Here is a 20,045-nt window from a genome sequence, read left to right on the forward strand (position 1 = left end):
GGCGCGGGGAACTGCGCGACAAGCCCCCACCGGCCCGCGGTCGAAGAACGACCCCACACCGCGACCTCTGTCCCCGTTCACCCGTTAAGACGGACATGCAGCCGTCCACACGGGAGCCCGGATGATCGAGACGCCGAACCTGGTGGACCAGTACTGCCACGGTGTCCTCCGTACGGAACTGGGCCTCGGCACCTTCGAGGCCCAGCTCGCCCGCACCGAAGGCCCCCCGGCCGCCGGCACCACCCTCTTCGACACCCAGACCGGTTTCGCGGTACGGCGCTGGTGCCCGCCGCTCCTCGGCCTGGAACCCCACTGCGCACCGGCCCGCTACCTGGCCCGGCGCCGCGAACTCGGCGTCCTGGAGGCCGGCCGCCGTCTCCTGCGCGGCACCGGCATCACCACCTACCTCGTCGACACCGGCCTGCCCGGCGACCTCACCGGCCCCGCCGAGATGGCCTCGACCGGCGCCGCCGCGGCCCGCGAGATCGTCCGCCTGGAACTCCTCGCCGAACAGGTCGCCGACACCTCCGGCACCGTCGAGTCGTTCCTCGCCAACCTCGCCGAATCGGTGCACGGCGCGGCGGCGAACGCGGTCGCCTTCACCTCCGTCGCCGGTCTCCGGCACGGCCTGGCCCTGGCCCCCGAACCCCCCGGCCCCGGTGAGGTGCGAGGCGCGGCCGGCCGCTGGCTCGCGGGACGCCGGGTCGGCGGCGAGCTGGCCGACCCGGTCCTGCTGCGTCACCTGCTCTGGATCGCCGTGGCCTCCGGTCTCCCGCTCCAGCTGCACGCCGGCCTCGGTGAGCCCGGCGCCCGGATCGACCGCACCGACCCGGTCCTGCTCACCGACTTCGTGCGGGCCACCGCCGGCCTCGGCACCGACCTGGTCCTGCTGCACGGCTACCCCTACCACCGTCACGCCGCCCACCTCGCCGGCGTCTTCCCGCACGTGTACGCCGACTCGGGCGCGGCCCTGGTGCGCACCGGCGCCCGCGCCGCGACGATCCTCGCCGAGATCCTGGAACTGGCCCCCTTCGGCAAGATCCTCTTCTCCAGCGGCGCCCACGGCCTGCCCGAGCTGCACGTGGTCGGCGCCCGCCTCTTCCGCGAGTCCCTCGCCAGGGTCCTCGGCACCTGGGTCGCCGAGGACGCCTGGTCGCTCGGCGACGCCCAGCGCGTGGCCAGGCTGATCGCGGCGGGCAACGCGCAACGGGTGTACGGGCTGGAGTGAAGCGGACGTACGGGCCGGGGTGAGCTGTCCAGACTGAGCGCATGGACACCGAGACGTTACTGGCCCGCTTCGTCCCCGAACTGTCGGCGCTTGACCCCGTGGCCGTGTGGGCGCACGGCTCGCTCGCCGCGGGCGACGACTACCAGGAGGGCCGCAGCGATCTGGACCTGATCGCGGTGCTGCCGGGCCCGGTGACCCCGGCCGTCGTGTGGAAGGTCGCGGTGGCGCACGCCCGCTTGCGCACGCTGGCGCTCGCCCCCGTCCTGCACTGCACCTATCTGACCCCGTCGACCGCGGCCGACCCCGCTCGCTCCCATCTCACCTGGGCGCACGGACAGTTGTTCAAACGGCCGGTCAGCCCGGTGACCCGGCGCGAACTGCACGCCTTCGGACGGGTGCTGCACGGCCGGGCGCCGGCCGGCCTGCTGCCACCGGTGACGGACCGCGAACTCGGCGACTTCGTCGTCCGCGACCAGCGGGACTACTGGCGGCCCGTCGTCGGCAAGGCCGCGCCGTGGACCCGGGACGTGTGGGTGGACCTCGGTCTGATCACCTTCGCCCGCGCCTCCGTCACCGCCCGCGAGGGCCGCCTGATCTCCAAACGCGAGGCCCTGGGCCTGCTGCCCGTGCTGGGCGCGCCCGCCGAGGTCGTCGAGGACATCCGGAGCCGCCGCTACGGCGACCCCGCCCCGGCCACCGAGGAGTGGACGGCGCGCCGGGCCCGGCTGACCCGGGACTACTTGGGCCCGGCGATCGACGCGCTCACGGCCTCGTACGCCTGAGCGGGGACGTCGGCCGTGACCTCGGCGCGTTCCCGCAGCGAGAGCAGGACCCGCAGCACGCCGATCCACACCAGGCAGGAGCCGAACATGTGCAGGCCGACCAGGACCGTGGGCAGGTGGGTGAAGTACTGGACGTATCCGATCACGCCCTGACCGAGCAGGATCAGGAACAGGTCGCGGACGCGGTTCCGTGGCTCCTGGGGCGCACCGACGCCTTTGAGGAAGAACCACAGGGCGAAGGTCAGCGACACCACGATCCAGGCGAACACCGCGTGCAGTTCGGCGACACCGGACCAGCTGACGTCGATGCGCTCGACGTCGCCGGAGTCGCCCGGGTGCGGTCCCGCGCCGGTCACCACGGTGCCGGCGGTGATGAGCAGCAGGGTCACGGCCACCAGGGCCCACACCAGCTGCTGCACCGCCTTGCCGACCAGCGGACGCGGCGCGCCGTCGCCCTCGCGGGTGCGCTGCCACATCAGGGCGGCGACCGTGATGAGCGCCGTCGCCAGCAGGAAGTGCGCGGCGACGGTGTAGGGGTTCAGGCCGACGAGGACCACGATGCCGCCGAGGATCGCGTTGCTCATCACGAGCCAGAACTGCGCCCAGCCCAGCCGGGTCAGGCTGCGCCGGAACGGCTTCTGGGACCGGGCCGCGATGATCGCCCAGCCGACCGCCGCGCACAGCACGTAGGTCAGCATGCGGTTCGTGAACTCGATGGCGCTGTGATAGCTCAGCGCGTCGGTCGGGGTCAGCGAGCCGGCGGTGCACTCGGGCCAGGTCGGGCAGCCGAGCCCGGAGCCGGTGAGCCGCACCGCGCCGCCGGTGACCACGATGACCACCGACATGACGAGCGCGGCGAGGGCCGCCCGCCGGACGGTCCGGGGATCCGGCGTCCAGCGATCGGCGATGAAGGCGAGCGGGTTGCGCACCGCCGCTACGAGGTCGGTGGGGGTCAGCTTGGGCACGGACACCATCGTAGGGGGCCGCTTGTGCATGCGTTCACGAGGGTCGGGGGTCCGGCCGGGGCGTCGCTCCTGGCTCGTCACTCCCAGCGGAAGAACCGCCCCGCGGCGGCCAGCCCCAGCACCGCCCACACCGCGAGGATCCCCAGGTCCCCCCACGGCGTATCCGCCCCGTGCTGCAGCACGTCCCGCAGGCCGTCCGAGAGGGCGGAGATGGGGAGGAGCCCGAGGGCGGACTGGGCCCCGCCGAACTTGTCCAGCGGGACGATGACCCCGCCGCCCACGAGCAGCAGCAGGAACACCAGGTTGGCGGCGGCCAGGGTCGCCTCCGCCTTGAGGGTGCCGGCCATCAGGAGGCCGAGGCCGGAGAAGGCGGCCGTGCCGAGGACCAGGAGGAGCAGGACGGCGAGGGGGTTGCCGTGCGGGGACCAGCCGAGGGCGAGGGCGATCACCGTCAGGAGGATCACCTGGAGGATTTCCGTGACCAGGACGGACGCGGTCTTGGCCGCCATCAGCCCCCAGCGGGGCAGCGGGGAGGAGGCGAGGCGCTTCAGGACGCCGTAGCGGCGCTCGAAGCCGGTCGCGATGGCCTGGCCGGTGAACGCCGTGGACATGACGGCGAGGGCCAGTACGCCGGGGGCCAGGAAGTCCACCGACCTGCCGGATCCCGTGTCGACGATGTCCGCCGAGCTGAACAGCACGAGAAGGAGGGTGGGGATCACCACCGTCAGCAGGAGCTGCTCGCCGTTGCGGAGCAGCATCCTCGTCTCCAGGGCCGCCTGCGCCGCGATCATGCGGGGGAGCGGGGCGGCACCCGGCCGGGGGGTGAAGGTGCCGGTGTCGGTCGCGGTGGTCATGAGCGCAGCTCCCTGCCGGTCAGCTCCAAGAACACGTCCTCCAGCGTGTGGCGTTCGACCGAGATGCGGTCGGGCATCACGCCGTGCTGCGCGCACCACGAGGTCACCGTCGCCAGCAGTTGCGGGTTGACCTTGCCGACGACCCGGTAGGAGCCCGGGGTCAGCTCGGCGGCCGTGGAGTCGGCCGGCAGCGCCTTGAGGAGCGAGCCGACGTCGAGGCCGGGGCGGCCGGTGAACCGCAGGGTGTTCTCCGCGCCGCCCTTGCACAGTTCCTCGGGGGAGCCCTTGGCGATCACCCGGCCGGCGTCGATGACGGCGACGTCGTCGGCGAGCTGCTCGGCCTCCTCCATGTAGTGCGTGGTGAGGATGACCGAGACCCCGTCGGCGCGCAGGTCCCGGACCAGGTCCCAGGTGGCGTGGCGGGCCTGCGGGTCGAGGCCCGCGGTCGGCTCGTCGAGGAAGACCAGCTCCGGACGCCCGACCACGGCCATGGCGAGCGCGAGGCGCTGCTGCTGGCCGCCGGAGAGGCGGCGGTACGACGTCCGCCCGCAGCTGCCGAGGCCCAGCCGCTCCATCAGCGCGTCCACGTCCAGCGGATGCGCGTGCAGCTTCGCCACGTGCCGCAGCATCTCGTCGGCGCGGGCGCCCGAGTAGACGCCCCCGGACTGGAGCATCACGCCGACTCTGGGGCGCAGCTCGGCGGACTGCCGCACGGGATCGAGGCCCAGGACGCGTACCGCGCCGGAATCCGGCCTGCGGTACCCCTCGCAGGTCTCGATCGTGGTCGTCTTGCCCGCCCCGTTGGGGCCGAGTACGGCGGTCACGCCCGCCTCGGCGGTCAGGTCGAGGCCGTCCACCGCGGTCTTGGCGCCGTACCGCTTCACCAGGTCCCGCACCTGGACCACCGGCTCACTTCGCATGGAGACAGAGTCTAAGGACGCCTGGCGTCACCCGGACGGCCGGGTGCTAGATCTCCTCCTCACGGGGGCGATGTACGGCCAGCCACCGCTCGGCGTAGGCCACGGCTTCCGCCACGGGGAAGAGCCGGACCTCCGCCGCGCCGGCCCTGCCGCGGACGACGACGTTCCGGTCGCGTTCGAAGTCGTACCCCAGTTCGTCGAAGCGGTCGGAGGTGATCGACACCTCGGTGACCTCCTCCCAGCCGCCGTCGGGGGCGGGGCGGCCGACCCGGACGCGCGGGGAGGGGATCCGGTACTCGGCGAGATGGAAGCTGGTGCAGGTGGCGTAGCCGGTGCCCAGCATGAGCACGCGCGCATGCATCTTCTCCAGCCGGGCCAGCGGGCTCCGCTCGCCGAGCCGGCAGTCGGGCGCGTGCGCGTCGACGATCTCCGCCGCGCGGGGGCCGACGGCCGCGAAGGAGGTCTGCGGGTGGGCGCTGCGCAGGGCGCCCGGCCAGGTCCGCACGGTCTCCGGGATCACGCCGACCCCCCGGGCGGGGGTGGTCCGGGGGTCGTACGGCGGCATGGTGGCCCGGATCGTCCCCCACCACTCCTCGGGCACCGGCGGGTTCCGCCACACCGCGGGGTCCGAGAGGTCGCCGGTCTGGGTGGGGACCACCAGGGTGCCGTCCGGGCCGAGGGCGTCGAGGAGGGCCTGGACGACGGCGACGGCTCCGCCGTTCACCCAGCCGAGGGAGCTGAGCGAGGTGTGTGCGAGGAGGGTCTCGCCGGACTTGACACCGATCAGGCCGAGCTGCTGCGCGAGGGCGTCCCGGGTGACAAGAGGGCCGGTCGGAGGGGGTGTGGGCATGGTTCGGGAGTGTTCCGGAGGGGGCCGCCGCGCGCTACCGAATTGGCTGAGGGATGATCGATCAAAGATCGTTTCCGCAGGTCAGGGCCGATCCCCGGTTAGGCATGCCTAAGTGATGCAGGGCACCGTCCTCTCCCTCGGACGCCGCTTGCCTGGGTCTGAGGAATTACGCAACAATGGCGTTGTGAAAAACGTCGGCGAGGCTCGGGAGACCCCCACGGGGGCCCCGCAGGAAGAGCTCGCGACCGGTGAGCGCTCGACGCGCAACCGGGTCGCGCGGTCGATCCTGGACCACGGGCCGTCGACCGTCACCGAGCTGGCCGGACGCCTCGGCCTGACCCCCGCGGCCGTGCGCCGTCATCTGGACGCGCTGGTGGCCGACGACGTCGTGGCCCCGCGCGAGCAGCGGGTGTACGGCGCGCGCACGCGCGGCCGGCCCGCCAAGGTCTTCGCGCTCACCGACTGCGGCCGGGACGCCTTCGACCAGTCGTACGACAAGCTCGCCGCCGACGCGCTGCGCTGGATCGCCGAGCAGGGAGGCGGCCAGGAAGCGGTCGCCGCCTTCGCGCGGGCCCGGATCGCCGCCCAGGCGAGCGCGTACCGCAAGGCGATCGAGGGCGTGGATCCCGACGAGCGGACCGAAGCGCTGGCCAAGGCCCTGAGCCTGGACGGGTACGCTGCAACGGCGCGCACCGCACCGGTCGGCGAACAGCTGTGCCAGCACCACTGCCCGGTCGCCCACGTCGCGGAGCAGTTCCCCCAGCTGTGCGAGGCGGAGACGGAGATCTTCGCCGAGCTGCTCGGAACGCACGTCCAGCGGCTGGCGACCATCGCGCACGGCGACGGCGTCTGCACGACGTTCATCCCCAAGATTTCCACTGACGCATCTGCTAGCACGGCCGGGAGGAACCCCGCATGACTCTCCCCACGGAGACTGCCCACCCTGAGCTCGAAGGCCTGGGCAAGTACGAATACGGCTGGGCCGACTCCGACACGGCCGGCGCCTCCGCCAAGCGCGGCATCAACGAGGACGTCGTCCGGGACATCTCCGCGAAGAAGTCCGAGCCCGAGTGGATGACCAAGCTCCGCCTCAAGGGCCTGCGCCTCTTCGAGAAGAAGCCCATGCCGAACTGGGGCTCGGACCTGTCGGGCATCGACTTCGACAACATCAAGTACTTCGTGCGCTCCACGGAGAAGCAGGCGGAGTCCTGGGAGGACCTGCCCGAGGACATCAAGAACACCTACGACAAGCTGGGCATCCCGGAGGCCGAGAAGCAGCGCCTGGTCGCCGGTGTCGCCGCCCAGTACGAGTCGGAGGTCGTCTACCACCAGATCCGCGAGGACCTGGAGGAGCAGGGCGTCATCTTCCTGGACACCGACACCGCCCTGAAGGAGCACCCGGACCTCTTCAAGGAGTACTTCGGGACCGTCATCCCGGTCGGTGACAACAAGTTCGCCTCCCTGAACACCGCCGTGTGGTCGGGCGGCTCCTTCATCTACGTCCCGCCGGGCGTGCACGTGGAGATCCCGCTCCAGGCCTACTTCCGCATCAACACGGAGAACATGGGCCAGTTCGAGCGGACCCTGATCATCGTCGACGAGGGTGCCTACGTGCACTACGTCGAGGGTTGTACGGCCCCGATCTACAAGTCGGACTCGCTGCACAGCGCCGTGGTCGAGATCATCGTCAAGAAGAACGCCCGCTGCCGCTACACGACCATCCAGAACTGGTCGAACAACGTCTACAACCTGGTCACCAAGCGCGCCGTCGCCTACGAGGGCGCCACCATGGAGTGGATCGACGGCAACATCGGCTCCAAGGTGACGATGAAGTACCCGGCCGTCTACCTGATGGGCGAGCACGCCAAGGGCGAGACCCTCTCCATCGCCTTCGCGGGCGAGGGCCAGCACCAGGACGCCGGCTCCAAGATGGTCCACATGGCGCCGAACACGTCGTCCAACATCGTGTCGAAGTCCGTGGCGCGCGGCGGCGGCCGTACCTCCTACCGCGGCCTGGTCGAGATCGGCGAGGGCGCCGCCGGATCCAAGTCGAACGTGCTGTGCGACGCGCTGCTCGTCGACACGATCTCCCGCTCCGACACGTACCCCTACGTGGACGTCCGCGAGGACGACGTGTCCATGGGTCACGAGGCGACCGTCTCCAAGGTCTCCGAGGACCAGCTCTTCTACCTGATGAGCCGCGGTCTGACCGAGTTCGAGGCGATGGCGATGATCGTGCGCGGCTTCGTCGAGCCGATCGCGAAGGAGCTGCCCATGGAGTACGCCCTCGAACTCAACCGGCTGATCGAGCTCCAGATGGAAGGCGCGGTCGGCTAAGCGACCGCCGTCACCGTCACGCCACTCACGCAAGAAAGCGAGCAGACCGACAGCCATGGCTGAGGCTCAGAACACCCCGGTGGGCTCCACCACCGCCGGCGCCATCGCGGTGGCCGCCGAGTCGACCGTCGCCACGCGCATGAGCGCGCCCCCGTCCTTCGACGTCGCGGACTTCCCGGTCCCGCACGGCCGCGAGGAGGAGTGGCGGTTCACCCCGCTGGAGCGCCTGCGCGGGCTGCACGACGGCACGGCGGTCGCCACCGGCGACAGCCTGAAGGTCACGGTGGAGGCCCCCGAGGGCGTCACCGTCGAGCTGGTCGGCCGCGACGACCCCCGGCTCGGCCGGGCCGGCGCCCCGGTGGACCGGGTCGCCGCCCAGGCGTACTCCGCCTTCGAGCAGGCCGGCGTGGTCACCGTCCCCAAGGAGACGGTGCTCACCGAGCCGATCCGGATGAACGTGCACGGCCAGGGCGGCGTCGCCTTCGGCCACCAGGTCATCGAACTGGGCGCCTTCGCCGAGGCCGTCGTCGTCATCGACCACACCGGTGACGTGGTCACCGCCGCCAACGTCGAGTACGTCCTCGGCGACGGCGCCAAGCTGACCGTCGTCTCCGTCCAGGACTGGGACGACAAGGCCGTCCATGTGGCCCAGCACAACGCCCTGGTCGGCCGGGACGCCAGCTTCAAGTCCGTGGTCGTCACCTTCGGCGGCGACGTCGTCCGGCTGCACCCGCGCGTCGCCTACGCCGGCACCGGCGGCGAGGCCGAGCTGTACGGCCTGTACTTCACCGACGCCGGGCAGCACCAGGAGCACCGCCTCCTCGTCGACCACAACACCCCGCACTGCAAGTCCAACGTCGCCTACAAGGGCGCGCTCCAGGGCGACGACGCGCACGCGGTGTGGATCGGTGACGTCCTCATCGAGGCCAAGGCCGAGGGCACCGACACCTACGAGATGAACCGCAACCTGGTCCTCACGGACGGCGCGCGGGTCGACTCGGTGCCGAACCTGGAGATCGAGACCGGTGAGATCGTCGGTGCCGGCCACGCCTCCGCCACCGGCCGCTTCGACGACGAGCAGCTCTTCTACCTGATGGCCCGCGGCATCCCGCAGCACGAGGCCCGTCGCCTCGTCGTCCGCGGCTTCTTCGCCGAACTGGTCCAGCAGATCGGTGTCGCCGACATCGAGGAGCGCCTGCTCGCCAAGATCGAGGAGGAGCTGGAGGCCTCGGTCGCATGACGTCCACTGCGTTCGTACGCGCCTGCGGGCTGAGCGAGCTGGAGGAGGACACCCCGAAGCGGGTGGAACTCGACGGCACGCCGGTCTCGGTCGTGAAGACCGAGGGAGAGGTGTTCGCGATCTACGACATCTGCTCCCACGCCAACGTCTCGCTCTCCGAGGGCGAGGTGGAGGACTGCCAGATCGAGTGCTGGCTGCACGGCTCCAGCTTCGACCTGCGCACCGGCAAGCCGTCCGGCCTCCCGGCCACGCGCCCCGTCCCCGTATACCCCGTAAAGATCGAAGGGGACGACGTGCTCGTCTCCCTCACCCAGGAGTCCTGAGGCACCCATGGCAACGCTTGAAATCCGAGACCTGCACGTCACCGTCGAGGCCGACAACGCCACGAAGGAGATCCTCAAGGGCGTCGACCTCACCGTGAAGCAGGGCGAGACGCACGCCATCATGGGCCCCAACGGCTCCGGCAAGTCGACCCTCGCCTACTCGCTCGCGGGGCACCCGAAGTACACGATCACCGGCGGCACCGTCACCCTCGACGGCGAGGACGTCCTGGAGATGTCCGTCGACGAGCGCGCCCGCGCGGGCCTGTTCCTGGCGATGCAGTACCCGGTCGAGGTCCCCGGTGTATCGGTCTCCAACTTCCTGCGCACCTCCGCCACCGCCGTCCGCGGCGAGGCCCCCAAGCTGCGTACCTGGGTGAAGGAGGTCAAGGAGGCCATGGAGCGCCTCAACATGGACCAGTCCTTCGCCGAGCGCAACGTCAACGAGGGCTTCTCCGGCGGCGAGAAGAAGCGCCACGAGATCCTCCAGCTCGAACTGCTCAAGCCGAAGATCGCGATCCTCGACGAGACCGACTCCGGCCTCGACGTCGACGCCCTTCGCATCGTCTCCGAGGGTGTCAACCGCGTCCGCGAGACCGGCGAGGTCGGCACCCTGCTGATCACGCACTACACGCGCATCCTGCGCTACATCAAGCCCGACTTCGTCCACGTCTTCTCCGCCGGACGGATCGTCGAGTCCGGCGGCGCCGAGCTCGCCGACAAGCTGGAGGACGAGGGCTACGAGGCATACACGAAGGGTGGCGTATCCGCGTGACGCAACTGCCGGGCCTCCTCGACACCGAGGCGATCCGCAAGGACTTCCCCGTCCTGGACCGCCTGGTCCACGACGGCAAGAAGCTCGTGTACCTGGACAACGCGGCGACCAGCCAGAAGCCGCGCCAGGTACTGGACGTCCTCAGCGAGTACTACGAGCGCCACAACGCCAACGTCCACCGCGGTGTGCATGTGCTCGCCGAGGAGGCCACGGCGATGTACGAGGGCGCGCGCGACAAGGTCGCCGAGTTCATCAACGCGCCCAGCCGCGACGAGGTGATCTTCACCAAGAACGCCTCCGAGTCGCTGAACCTCGTGGCGAACATGCTCGGCTGGGCCGACGAGCCCTACCGGGTGGACCATGAGACCGAGATCGTCATCACGGAGATGGAGCACCACTCCAACATCGTGCCGTGGCAGCTGCTCGCGCAGCGCACCGGCGCGAAGCTGAAGTGGTTCGGCCTCACCGACGACGGCCGCCTCGACCTGTCCAACATCGACGAGATCATCACCGAAAAGACGAAGATCGTCTCCTTCGTACTGGTCTCGAACATCCTGGGCACCGTCAACCCGGTCGAGGCGATAGTCCGCCGCGCCCAGGAGGTCGGCGCACTGGTCTGCATCGACGCGTCCCAGGCCGCACCCCACATGCCCCTGGACGTCCAGGCGCTCCAGGCCGACTTCGTGGCCTTCACCGGCCACAAGATGTGCGGCCCGACCGGCATCGGCGTCCTCTGGGGCCGCCAGGAGCTGCTCGAGGACCTGCCGCCGTTCCTCGGCGGCGGCGAGATGATCGAGACCGTGTCGATGCACTCGTCGACGTACGCCCCGGCGCCCCACAAGTTCGAGGCGGGCACCCCGCCGATCGCCCAGGCGGTCGGCCTCGGCGCGGCCATCGACTACCTCAACGCCATCGGCATGGACAAGATCCTCGCCCATGAGCACGCGCTGACCGAGTACGCGGTCCAGCGCCTCCAGCAGGTCCCGGACCTGCGGATCATCGGCCCCACCACGGCCGAGGACCGGGGCGCCGCGATCTCCTTCACCCTCGGCGACATCCACCCGCACGACGTGGGCCAGGTCCTCGACGAGCAGGGCATCGCGGTCCGGGTCGGCCACCACTGCGCACGGCCCGTCTGCCTGCGGTACGGAATTCCTGCGACCACGCGAGCGTCGTTCTATCTGTACTCCACTCCGGCCGAGATCGACGCTCTGGTCGAGGGCCTGGAGCACGTACGGAACTTCTTCGGCTGAAGGGCGTGAGCTGAGACCGTGAAGCTGGACTCGATGTACCAGGAAGTCATCCTGGACCACTACAAGCACCCGCACGGGCGTGGTCTCAGGGATGGCGACGCCGAGGTGCACCATGTGAACCCGACGTGCGGCGACGAGATCACCCTCCGAGTGAAGTACGACGGCACGACGATCGAGGACGTCTCGTACGAGGGCCAGGGCTGCTCCATCAGCCAGGCCTCGGCCTCCGTACTGAACGACCTGCTGGTCGGCAAGGACCTGGCGGACGCGAGGAAGATCCAGGAGACCTTCCTGGAGCTGATGCAGTCCAAGGGCAGGATCGAGCCCGACGACTCGATGGAGGAGGTCCTGGAGGACGCGGTCGCGTTCGCCGGGGTCTCCAAGTACCCGGCCCGGGTCAAGTGCGCCCTCCTGAGCTGGATGGCGTGGAAGGACGCGACGGCCCAGGCGCTGGGTGGCGCCGACGCCGAAAGGAAGACGGCATGAGCGAGACCGCTGAGATGAAGCCGGCCTCGGAGGAGGAACTCCGCGAGGCTCTGTACGACGTCGTCGACCCAGAGCTGGGCATCGACGTGGTCAACCTCGGGCTGATCTACGGCATCCACATCGACGACGCGAACATCGCGACGATCGACATGACCCTGACCTCGGCGGCCTGCCCGCTGACCGATGTCATCGAGGACCAGGCCAAGTCCGCCACGGACGGCATCGTCAACGAGCTGCGCATCAACTGGGTCTGGATGCCCCCGTGGGGCCCCGACAAGATCACCGACGACGGCCGCGAGCAGCTGCGGGCGCTCGGGTTCAACGTCTGAGGACCGGACACGGGAAAGCGGCGGCACCCCCACGGGGTGCCGCCGCTTTCCCGTGCGGGTACTCAGGCCAGCGGGTCCACGAACCGGAACGCGGAGTCCGCCCGGTACAGATCGCTGCCCTGGTACGGGTCCAGCTTCAGCTGGAAGTCCTGGTGGCGCAGGTAGCGGCCGGGGTAGTTCACCGACTCCAGCATGACCGCGCCGGAGTAGGACGAGCCCCGGGCGCAGAAGGTGGCGTCCTGCCGGAACAGGGACGAGCCGTCGTCGGCGTCGGCGCGCAGCAGGAAGTTGCGGTGCCGCAGGTACTTCCCGTCCGACGTCCGCAACGAGTAGCAGGAGCTGTTCGCCAGGCCCTTCACCACGGTGAACGTCGAGTCCGCACGGGACTCCGAGCCGCGCGGCGCGTCCAGCTTCACCAGTCCGTCGCTCACGTGCCAGTAGCGGTCCGGGTAGTTGACCGAGCGGACCGACTTCTCGACGCTGTCGGGCTGCTGTCCCGAGCCGCCCGAAGTGCCCTTGGCGGGCGCGGACTTGGACGGCTGCGCGCCGGACGGCGAGCTCTTCGGGCCGGCGCCGGGCGCGGTGGCCGCCGTCGTGACGGACGCGGACGCGGTCGGCGAGGTCGCCGACATCCCCGACGTGCCCTGCGGGGCGGTCGGGTCCGACGCCGACGGCGAGGCGAAGGAGAGCAGACCGGGGCCGTTGTCGGTGTTCGCGGACACCGTGGGACCGGCCGATGACGTCTTGTCAGGGGCGTTGTGGCCGACGGCTATCGCGGTGACGCAGGCGACGACGGTGGCGACGGCCAGCGTGCCCGCCAGCCAGAGTCTTCGGGTTCCGGGAGTCCGGGAGGTGTCGGGAACCCAGCCGTTCTCCCAGGGGGGAGGCGGCGGGGGTTGGGGGGTGGCTTCTGGCATGCGCGTTTCCTCCAGCGGCGCCAGGGCAGCGGCGGCCGGGGGTGTGAAGGTGGCGTGGGTGAACTGTGAGGCAGTCGTGGATCACAGAGGTGCACACACTAGTGGAGTCACGGGCCTGCGGGGAGCCGTTTCAGCTAGCGGTTTCTATGAACATTGAACATCGTCGTGCGGCACCCGAAAGCCCAAACGGCGTACCCGGCACCCTCGTTCGGGACGGCCGGATTCCCCGCCGTCGATGTGTACTGCCGTACACATCGTTGCGTACACTCGTACACATGGGATACCTGACGCTCGCCGGCGCCATAGCCGCCGAGGTCGCCGCGACGACGGCGATGAAGTACGCGGACGGCTTCAGCAGACTCTGGCCCTCGCTGCTGACCGCGCTGGGCTACCTGGTGTCGTTTCTGCTCCTGGCCCAGACGCTGAAGACCCTGTCGATCGGCACGGCGTACGCGATCTGGTCCGGGGCGGGCACCGCGACCATCGCCGTACTGGGACTCCTGCTGTTCGGGGAGACGCTGACGCTGGTCAAGGTGGCCGGGATCGTGCTGATCATCGGGGGAGTGGTCGTCCTGAACCTGGGAGGCGCGCACTGATGCCACGCCGCTACGACCCCGACCGCCGCCGGCGGATCATCGACGCGGCGATCCGGGTGGTCGGCGAGAAGGGCCTGGCGGGACTCAGCCACCGCTCGGTCGCCGCCGAGGCGGACGTACCGCTCGGCTCGACGACGTACCACTTCAAGACCCTCGACGAGCTGATGGTCGCCGCACTGCGGCAGGCCAACGAGGGCTTCGCCAAGACGGTCGCCGCGCACGGCGGCCTGGACGACTCCGCGACGGACCTCGCCACCGCCCTCGCCCGGATCCTCGGCGACTGGCTGGGCGGCGACCGTACCGCCGTGGAGCTGGAGTACGAGCTCTACCTCGCCGCCCTGCGCCGCCCCGCCCTGCGCCCCGTCGCCGCCGAGTGGGCCGACGACCTGGCCGAACGGCTGACCCGGCACACCGACCCGGTCACGGCGCGGGCGCTGGTCGCACTGATGGACGGGATCTGCCTCCAGGTGCTGCTGACCGGGACCCCGTACGACGAGGGGTACGCGCGGGAGGTGCTGGGACGGGTGATTCGCTGACCGGGAGGCCGCCGCACGGACCGTCCCCTGAGACGCCCCGCACGCTGGTTCGCCTCGCAGGCCCCCGGCCGGTTAGGTTGCCCTCATGACCGACACGACTGCTCCTCGTCCCACCGGTGCCGCCGCCGCCGGCCTCGCCACGATCGCCGCCGACGGCACCGTTCTCGACACCTGGTTCCCCGCCCCCGAACTCCTCGCCGAGCCCGGCCCGGCCGGCACCGAGCGGCTGTCCGCGGGCAGGGCCGTGGAGCTGCTCGGCGAGAACGCCGGGAACGCGATCGGCCCGGACGCCCGCCGCGGTGTCGAGGTGGTCGCGGTCCGTACGGTCATCTCCTCCCTCGACGACAAGCCCCTCGACACCCACGACGTCTACCTCCGCCTGCACCTGCTCTCGCACCGCCTGGTGAAGCCGCACGGCCAGAGCCTGGACGGCATCTTCGGCCTGCTCGCGAACGTCGCCTGGACCTCCCTCGGCCCGGTGGCCGTCGACGACATCGAGAAGGTCCGGCTGAACGCCCGTGCCGAGGGCCTGCACCTCCAGGTGACCTCGATCGACAAGTTCCCGCGGATGACCGACTACGTCGCCCCGAAGGGCGTGCGCATCGCCGACGCCGACCGGGTCCGCCTCGGTGCGCACCTCTCCGAGGGCACCACCGTCATGCACGAGGGCTTCGTCAACTTCAACGCCGGCACGCTGGGCACCTCGATGGTCGAGGGCCGCATCTCGGCCGGCGTCGTGGTCGGCGACGGCTCGGACATCGGCGGTGGCGCCTCCACCATGGGCACGCTCTCCGGCGGCGGCAACGTCATCATCGCGATCGGCGAACGCTGCCTGATCGGCGCCGAGGCGGGCGTCGGCATCGCCCTCGGCGACGAGTGCGTGGTCGAGGCCGGCCTCTACGTCACCGCGGGCACCCGCGTCACCATGCCCGACGGCCAGATCGTCAAGGCCCGCGAGCTGAACGGCGCCTCCAACATCCTCTTCCGCCGCAACTCGGTCTCCGGCGCCGTCGAGGCCCGCCCGAACAACGCGGTCTGGGGCGGCCTGAACGAGATCCTGCACAGCCACAACTGACGCCCGGCGGCCGGGACCTGCGGCCGCCTCACCGATCACCGCTCTGACCTGCTGCCGAGCTGTCTGCAGCTGTCGACGTCGGTCACCGCTGAGCGCCCTCCCACGGCCCGAGGACGGCCCGGGGGAGGGCGCTCAGGTGCTTCCTCTGGGCGGGATGTCGGCCTGCCCCGGGGGGCCATCAGCATCCACGGGGGCAGCAGCGAACCCGTCGGCACGATGATGTCCGCGGTCACCGGTGCGACGTCGCTGGGCTCGGCGGTTTTCACCGTGGTTCCCGCTGGTCCCCGCTCGCTCTGGTGCGGTTGTGGTGCGCTTGGGTAGACCACAGATAGACAATCGTGTGCCCTGCCGGCAAGGCTGTAGCGAACAGACGGGCGTGGCACGCTGTCTTGACGGACACCGGACTTCACAGCGCATGAGGGGGGAGCATGGCCAACCGCCGTGCGCCGTGGTGGTTGCGGGCCTACACAGCGGCGTCGTTCCTTATCGGAGTCCTCGCGATCGTGGCTGCCCTGCTGGATCACGATCCATGGTGGTCCTGGTTGCCATACCTGCTGCTGGGGGCGGGCCTGGTTGCCCTCGCGGTCTTCCTGTTCGTGGCTGTTGGCCGCAGCAGCCGCCCACGGAGGCTGAAAAAGCGTAGCCTTCCGCCGCTGTGAGGCTCGTGCGTACCTATCGTGGTCCTTGCTGATCTCGCGTTTGCCGTTGGCCCTGGGTTCATGGCCGACCGGTCGTCGGCGCCGGGGAGGGTTGTGGGTCTCGCCTGAACGGCCGTGAACGCGGCTGAATGAGGCGGAAACTGAGACGGGGCCGCCGTCTCAGACGTTCTCCTCTGCCCAGGTGTCGCTCATCTGTCCTGGGCGTCGTCCGCGAGCGGGGTGGTGTCCTTGGTCGGCGGCGCTTTGATGGCCATGGGCTTATCTATGTCGAAGAAGGTGATGCTCAGGTCGAGCCGCCCGTCTCCGGTGCCAGCGAGCATGTCGCTGTGCTCGGCCCGCGTACGGAACTGTTTGGTGCGGCCGTCGCCTTCTATCCACAGGTCCATGGTGAGCGGGTCGGAGACATCCTTGGACCCGGTCAGAAGCGTGGACTGCTCAGTCGGGTTTGCCTGCAACTGACTGGGCAGTACGACGTAGGACTGGTTGTCCCCTCCGCCGCGCCCCCATATGGCCCGAGGGCGGCCGGGGGAGGGCGCTCACGTGTGCTCACGTGCCTTCCCGGTGGACACGGGCCCGTGTCCACCGGCCGCCGCCGACAGCCCCGGGAGCGCCGGTGACGAACCCGTCGGCTGCGGCACGGCTGTGGGCTGTGGGTCATGGACTCAGGTCGCGGTCCAGACGAAGGTCGCGGAGCCGGTGGAACCGGGTGCGTTCTTCGCGGTGACCGTCACCGTGTAGGTGCCGGCCTTGGTCGCCGAGCCCGTGAACACACCCGCCGGGTCGAGGGTGATGCCGGGCGGGAGGCCGGTAGCGGTGTAGGTGATGCCTGTGGCGGCCGGGTCGAACGTCCAGTTCACCGCCTTGCCCACCGGGCTGCTCATGCCGTGCGGGTTCGGCACGGCGAGCGGCTCGGCGGAGCCGGTGGCCACGGCCGCCGCTCCGCTGACGGTGCTGGGTACGTTGAGGGTGCCGGTCAGCGGCAGGTTCCGGGAGGAGTCGCCCACCAGGATCTGGTAGTTGCCCGCGGCCGTCGTCCAGTTGCTGGTCGTGGTGTTCCAGTAGGCCAGGTCGTGCGTGCTGACGGTGAAGCTGATCGTCTTCGCCTGGCCCGCGTTGAGCGTCACCCGCTGGTAGTTGCGGAGCTGATGCACCGGCTCGCCGGTGGACGCCGGGTCGCCGACGTACAGCTGCGCCACATCCGTACCTGCTCTCGCCCCGGTGTTGGTGACGGTGGCCGTCACCGTCGCGGTGCTCCCGGACACCGCCCCCACCTGCAGGTTGCTGTAGCCGAAGGTGGTGTACGACAGGCCATAGCCGAACGGGAACAACGGGGTGATGTTCTTCGCGTCGTACCACTTGTAGCCGACGTTCAGACCCTCGCTGTACGTCACCTGGCCGTTGGTGCCCGGCCACTGCGCCGCCGTGCTCGCCGGCACGTCCGCCAGCGACTTCGGGAAGGTGACCGGCAGCTTGCCCGACGGGTTGACGTCGCCGAAGAGCAGCGCCGCCATCGCCGTGCCGATCTGCTGGCCGGAGTAGAAGCCCTCGAAGACGCCCGCGACCGAGTTCAGCCAGGGCATGTTGATCGCCGAGTTGTCGTTGAGCACCACGATGGTGTTCGGGTTGGCCGCGGCGACCTGGGTGATCATGTCGTTCTGGTTGGTGTTCGTACTCCCGACGGTGGGCAGGTCGAGGGTGGTGGTGTCGTGCTCCTCGTTGCCGTAGTTGTCGCTGGCGAAGACGATCGCGACATCGGAGCCGCGGGCGAGCGTGACCGCCGAGGCCAGGTCCGTCGCGTCGTTGTACGTGACGGTGGTGCCGGTGCCGGCCACCCGGTTCTGGATGCCGGTGATCGGCCAGACCGTGCCGGAGCTGGTCACCGTGGCGCTGCCGCCGCCGATGGACTGGACTCCGGCGCCACCGTCCCAGCCGATCACCGCGATCGACTTGGTGGTCGTGGTGGACAGCGGCAGGATCCCGTTGTTCTTCAGCAGCACGGTGCCCTCTTCGGCGCCCTGGAGCGCGACCGCCACGTGATCGGCGGTGGTGACGGTGGCACCCGTCGATCCGCTCTTCGCCTTGTCGAACAGCCCGAACGTGAAGAACTGGGTGAGCAGCCGGCTCACCATCGTGTCCAGTGTGCTCTGGCTGACCGTGCCGGCGGCGACCGCCTGGGCGAGGAAGTCGGCGTAGAAGTACCCGTTGGGCATCTCCACCGTCAGGCCCGCGTCGGCCGACTCCACGGTGGAGTGCGTGCCGCCCCAGTCACTGGTGATGAAGCCGCCGAAGCCCGCCTGCTGGTACAGGCCGGTGTTCATCAGATCCGGGTTCTGGCAGGCGGGCACGCTGTTGACGACGCTGTACGCACACATCGCCGCCGCCGGTGAGCCCTGCTGGACCGCGGTCTGGAAGGCGGGCAGGTACAGCTCCTGCATCGTCCGCTTGTCCACCACCACGGTGCCGGCCGGATTCTCGATGTTGTAGACGGCCACGTGCTTCATCTCGGCCATCACACCCTGGCTCTGGATGCCCCGGATGTCGGCGGCGGCCATCTGCCCGTTCAGGTACGGGTCCTCGCCGAACGTCTCGAAGGCGCGCCCCCAGCGCGGGTCGCGCACGATGTTCAGCGTCGGGCCGAGCGCCACCTGCACACCCTTGCCCGCGAACTCGGCACCGATCGCGGCCCCGTACTGCTGCTCCAGTGTGTTGTCGAAGCTCGCCGCCATCGCGTTGCCGGACGGCATCTGCGTCACACCGCCGAGCCCGTCACCGACGCCCGCCGGACCGTCCTGCAGCCCGATGTCGGGGATGCACAGTGACGGGATGCCGGTGATGTTGCCGATGTAGGGCGTCGCGTTGTTGTTGCCGTGCAGGATCGACACCTTCTGGGCGTTGGTCATCTGGGCCATCACCTGCGAGACCCGGGTCGCGACCGGTGCGGTGGAACCCACCCACGGGCAGCTGCCGTCGCCGCCGCCCGGCGGAGTGGTGGTGCCGCCGGGCGTCAGAACGGTGAACTCCCACAGGGAGTACCCGTACTGCGTGGCCCTGGCGGTGCCGTACATCCGCACGTAGCGGCCGGTGGCGGTGAAGGACACGTTCACCACCCCGCCCGTACCGGCCGTCGTGGAGTAGACGGTGTTCCAGGCGGAGCCGTCGGTCGAGGTCTGGATCTGGTACGCCGTCGCGTACGCCGTCTCCCAGCTCAACTGGGCGCCACAGAGCGACTGCGCGGAGCCCAGGTCCACCTGGACCCACTGGGGGTCGGAGGCCGCGCTGGACCAGCGGGTGCCGGCGTTGCCGTCGAAGGCGGCCGAGGCCGGGAAGGCGGCGCTCTCCACGGAGGACGCGGTGGCCGGCTTGCCGAGCGCCGCCGTGGCCGTCCCGCAGGTCGTGGTCGCGCTGCCGCCGTAGACCTGGAACTCCCAGAGCGAGTAGCCGTACTGCGTGGCCCTGGCGGTGCCGTACATCCGCACGTAGCGGCCGGTGCCGGTGACGGTCAGGGTCTGGTCGCCGCCGGCACCGGTGGTCGTGGTGTAGACGGTGGTCCAGGTGGAGCCGTCGGTCGAGGTCTGGATCTGGAAGGACTTCGCGTAGGCGGTCTCCCAGTCGAGCACCACCTCACTGATGGTCTGGCTCGACCCGAGGTCGACCTGGACCCACTGCGGGTCGGAGGCCGCGCTGGACCAGCGGGTGCCCGTGTCGCCGTCGAAGGCGGCCGAGGCCGGGAAGGCGGCGCTCTCCACGGAGGACGCGGTGGCCGGCTTGCCCTGGGAGAGCAGCGTCAGCGTGGCGGCGTGGGCCGCGGGCGTCACCAGTGAGAGGAACGCCGCGGCGATGAGTGCCAGTGAGAGGAGGATGATGCCCTGTGGGGGTCGGCGATGAGGCTTGCGAAGAGAAAGGCCCCGTGGGGGAACCCTCAT

At 70.2% G+C, this 20,045-nt stretch carries 21 protein-coding genes; 14 read left to right on the top strand and 7 right to left on the bottom strand.

Features of this window, described 5'->3' with window-relative positions:
* The first annotated feature begins 121 nt into the window (after positions 1-121).
* Together ACFY0K_RS09560 and ACFY0K_RS09565 are read left to right on the top strand one after the other, a co-directional pair.
* Positions 122-1,228 (top strand): amidohydrolase family protein, encoded by a 1,107-nt coding sequence (locus tag ACFY0K_RS09560; RefSeq protein WP_390639325.1) that lies wholly within the window; start codon positions 122-124, stop codon positions 1,226-1,228.
* 41 nt (positions 1,229-1,269) lie between these two features.
* Entirely contained in the window at positions 1,270-2,010 is a 741-nt protein-coding gene (locus tag ACFY0K_RS09565; RefSeq protein WP_390639326.1) for a nucleotidyltransferase, read from the top strand.
* Here ACFY0K_RS09565 and ACFY0K_RS09570 read toward each other — a convergent pair.
* The 4 genes from ACFY0K_RS09570 to ACFY0K_RS09585 all read right to left on the bottom strand — a co-directional run bounded on the left by ACFY0K_RS09570 (position 1,965) and on the right by ACFY0K_RS09585 (position 5,599).
* Positions 1,965-2,984: a heme A synthase gene (locus ACFY0K_RS09570; RefSeq protein WP_390639479.1), complete on the bottom strand. Its 1,020-nt coding sequence runs from the start codon at positions 2,982-2,984 to the stop codon at positions 1,965-1,967. The two genes, ACFY0K_RS09565 and ACFY0K_RS09570, sit on opposite strands and share 46 nt — an antisense overlap.
* 68 nt (positions 2,985-3,052) lie before the next feature.
* On the bottom strand, positions 3,053-3,829 hold the full coding sequence (locus ACFY0K_RS09575; protein ID WP_390639327.1) for an ABC transporter permease: 777 nt from the start codon (positions 3,827-3,829) through the stop codon (positions 3,053-3,055).
* On the bottom strand, positions 3,826-4,749 hold the full coding sequence (locus ACFY0K_RS09580; protein WP_390639328.1) for an ABC transporter ATP-binding protein: 924 nt from the start codon (positions 4,747-4,749) through the stop codon (positions 3,826-3,828). The genes ACFY0K_RS09575 and ACFY0K_RS09580 overlap by 4 nt, the downstream gene beginning before the upstream one ends.
* A gap of 46 nt (positions 4,750-4,795) precedes the next feature.
* The gene (locus tag ACFY0K_RS09585; RefSeq protein ID WP_390639329.1) at positions 4,796-5,599 is read right to left on the bottom strand and encodes an aminoglycoside N(3)-acetyltransferase; all 804 of its coding nucleotides are present in this window, start codon (positions 5,597-5,599) and stop codon (positions 4,796-4,798) included.
* Between the two features lie 184 nt (positions 5,600-5,783).
* On the opposite strand from ACFY0K_RS09585, the gene ACFY0K_RS09590 reads away from it, so the two are divergent.
* The 8 genes from ACFY0K_RS09590 to ACFY0K_RS09625 are packed head-to-tail and all read left to right on the top strand — an operon-like array spanning position 5,784 to position 12,339.
* Positions 5,784-6,518, top strand: a complete 735-nt coding sequence (locus tag ACFY0K_RS09590) for a helix-turn-helix transcriptional regulator (protein ID WP_390639330.1) — start codon at positions 5,784-5,786, stop codon at positions 6,516-6,518.
* Positions 6,515-7,936 (top strand): Fe-S cluster assembly protein SufB, encoded by a 1,422-nt coding sequence (gene sufB / locus ACFY0K_RS09595; RefSeq protein ID WP_093504531.1) that lies wholly within the window; start codon positions 6,515-6,517, stop codon positions 7,934-7,936. Before ACFY0K_RS09590 ends, sufB begins: the two co-directional genes overlap by 4 nt.
* Before the next feature lie 55 nt (positions 7,937-7,991).
* A complete protein-coding gene (sufD, locus tag ACFY0K_RS09600; protein ID WP_351958417.1) occupies positions 7,992-9,176 on the top strand; it encodes a Fe-S cluster assembly protein SufD in 1,185 nt (394 codons plus the stop codon).
* Positions 9,173-9,499 carry a non-heme iron oxygenase ferredoxin subunit gene (locus tag ACFY0K_RS09605; RefSeq protein ID WP_093504535.1) on the top strand — a complete coding sequence of 109 codons (327 nt, stop codon included), beginning with the start codon at positions 9,173-9,175 and terminating at the stop codon, positions 9,497-9,499. The genes sufD and ACFY0K_RS09605 overlap by 4 nt, the downstream gene beginning before the upstream one ends.
* A gap of 7 nt (positions 9,500-9,506) precedes the next feature.
* Positions 9,507-10,271, top strand: coding sequence for a Fe-S cluster assembly ATPase SufC (sufC, locus tag ACFY0K_RS09610; protein WP_351958418.1), 765 nt, complete (start codon positions 9,507-9,509; stop codon positions 10,269-10,271).
* On the top strand, positions 10,268-11,524 hold the full coding sequence (locus ACFY0K_RS09615) for a cysteine desulfurase (RefSeq protein WP_390639331.1): 1,257 nt from the start codon (positions 10,268-10,270) through the stop codon (positions 11,522-11,524). The genes sufC and ACFY0K_RS09615 overlap by 4 nt, the downstream gene beginning before the upstream one ends.
* 18 nt (positions 11,525-11,542) lie before the next feature.
* Positions 11,543-12,010: a Fe-S cluster assembly sulfur transfer protein SufU gene (sufU, locus tag ACFY0K_RS09620; protein WP_093504541.1), complete on the top strand. Its 468-nt coding sequence runs from the start codon at positions 11,543-11,545 to the stop codon at positions 12,008-12,010.
* Complete coding sequence (locus ACFY0K_RS09625) at positions 12,007-12,339, top strand: metal-sulfur cluster assembly factor (RefSeq protein WP_046733484.1); 333 nt, start codon at positions 12,007-12,009, stop codon at positions 12,337-12,339. Before sufU ends, ACFY0K_RS09625 begins: the two co-directional genes overlap by 4 nt.
* A gap of 62 nt (positions 12,340-12,401) precedes the next feature.
* On the opposite strand, the gene ACFY0K_RS09630 is transcribed toward ACFY0K_RS09625, so the two are convergent.
* Positions 12,402-13,256, bottom strand: coding sequence for an AbfB domain-containing protein (locus ACFY0K_RS09630; RefSeq protein ID WP_390639332.1), 855 nt, complete (start codon positions 13,254-13,256; stop codon positions 12,402-12,404).
* A gap of 275 nt (positions 13,257-13,531) precedes the next feature.
* Between ACFY0K_RS09630 and ACFY0K_RS09635 the strand changes: the two genes are divergently transcribed.
* The 4 genes from ACFY0K_RS09635 to ACFY0K_RS09650 all read left to right on the top strand — a co-directional run bounded on the left by ACFY0K_RS09635 (position 13,532) and on the right by ACFY0K_RS09650 (position 16,122).
* On the top strand, positions 13,532-13,852 hold the full coding sequence (locus ACFY0K_RS09635) for a multidrug efflux SMR transporter (RefSeq protein ID WP_093504545.1): 321 nt from the start codon (positions 13,532-13,534) through the stop codon (positions 13,850-13,852).
* Entirely contained in the window at positions 13,852-14,388 is a 537-nt protein-coding gene (locus tag ACFY0K_RS09640) for a TetR/AcrR family transcriptional regulator (protein ID WP_390639333.1), read from the top strand. The genes ACFY0K_RS09635 and ACFY0K_RS09640 overlap by 1 nt, the downstream gene beginning before the upstream one ends.
* A gap of 85 nt (positions 14,389-14,473) precedes the next feature.
* Positions 14,474-15,463 carry a 2,3,4,5-tetrahydropyridine-2,6-dicarboxylate N-succinyltransferase gene (gene dapD, locus ACFY0K_RS09645; protein ID WP_390639334.1) on the top strand — a complete coding sequence of 330 codons (990 nt, stop codon included), beginning with the start codon at positions 14,474-14,476 and terminating at the stop codon, positions 15,461-15,463.
* Positions 15,464-15,891: 428 nt separating this feature from the next.
* Positions 15,892-16,122 carry a hypothetical protein gene (locus ACFY0K_RS09650; protein ID WP_390639335.1) on the top strand — a complete coding sequence of 77 codons (231 nt, stop codon included), beginning with the start codon at positions 15,892-15,894 and terminating at the stop codon, positions 16,120-16,122.
* A gap of 188 nt (positions 16,123-16,310) precedes the next feature.
* Here the strand turns inward: ACFY0K_RS09650 and ACFY0K_RS09655 are convergent, their stop codons facing one another.
* Together ACFY0K_RS09655 and ACFY0K_RS09660 are read right to left on the bottom strand one after the other, a co-directional pair.
* The gene (locus tag ACFY0K_RS09655; protein WP_390639336.1) at positions 16,311-16,508 is read right to left on the bottom strand and encodes a hypothetical protein; all 198 of its coding nucleotides are present in this window, start codon (positions 16,506-16,508) and stop codon (positions 16,311-16,313) included.
* A 276-nt stretch (positions 16,509-16,784) separates the two neighbouring features.
* Positions 16,785-19,937 (bottom strand): discoidin domain-containing protein, encoded by a 3,153-nt coding sequence (locus ACFY0K_RS09660; protein ID WP_390639337.1) that lies wholly within the window; start codon positions 19,935-19,937, stop codon positions 16,785-16,787.
* Positions 19,938-20,045 lie beyond the last annotated feature (108 nt).

The organism is Streptomyces sp. NPDC001507 (assembly GCF_042894765.1).
Classification (GTDB): domain Bacteria; phylum Actinomycetota; class Actinomycetes; order Streptomycetales; family Streptomycetaceae; genus Streptomyces.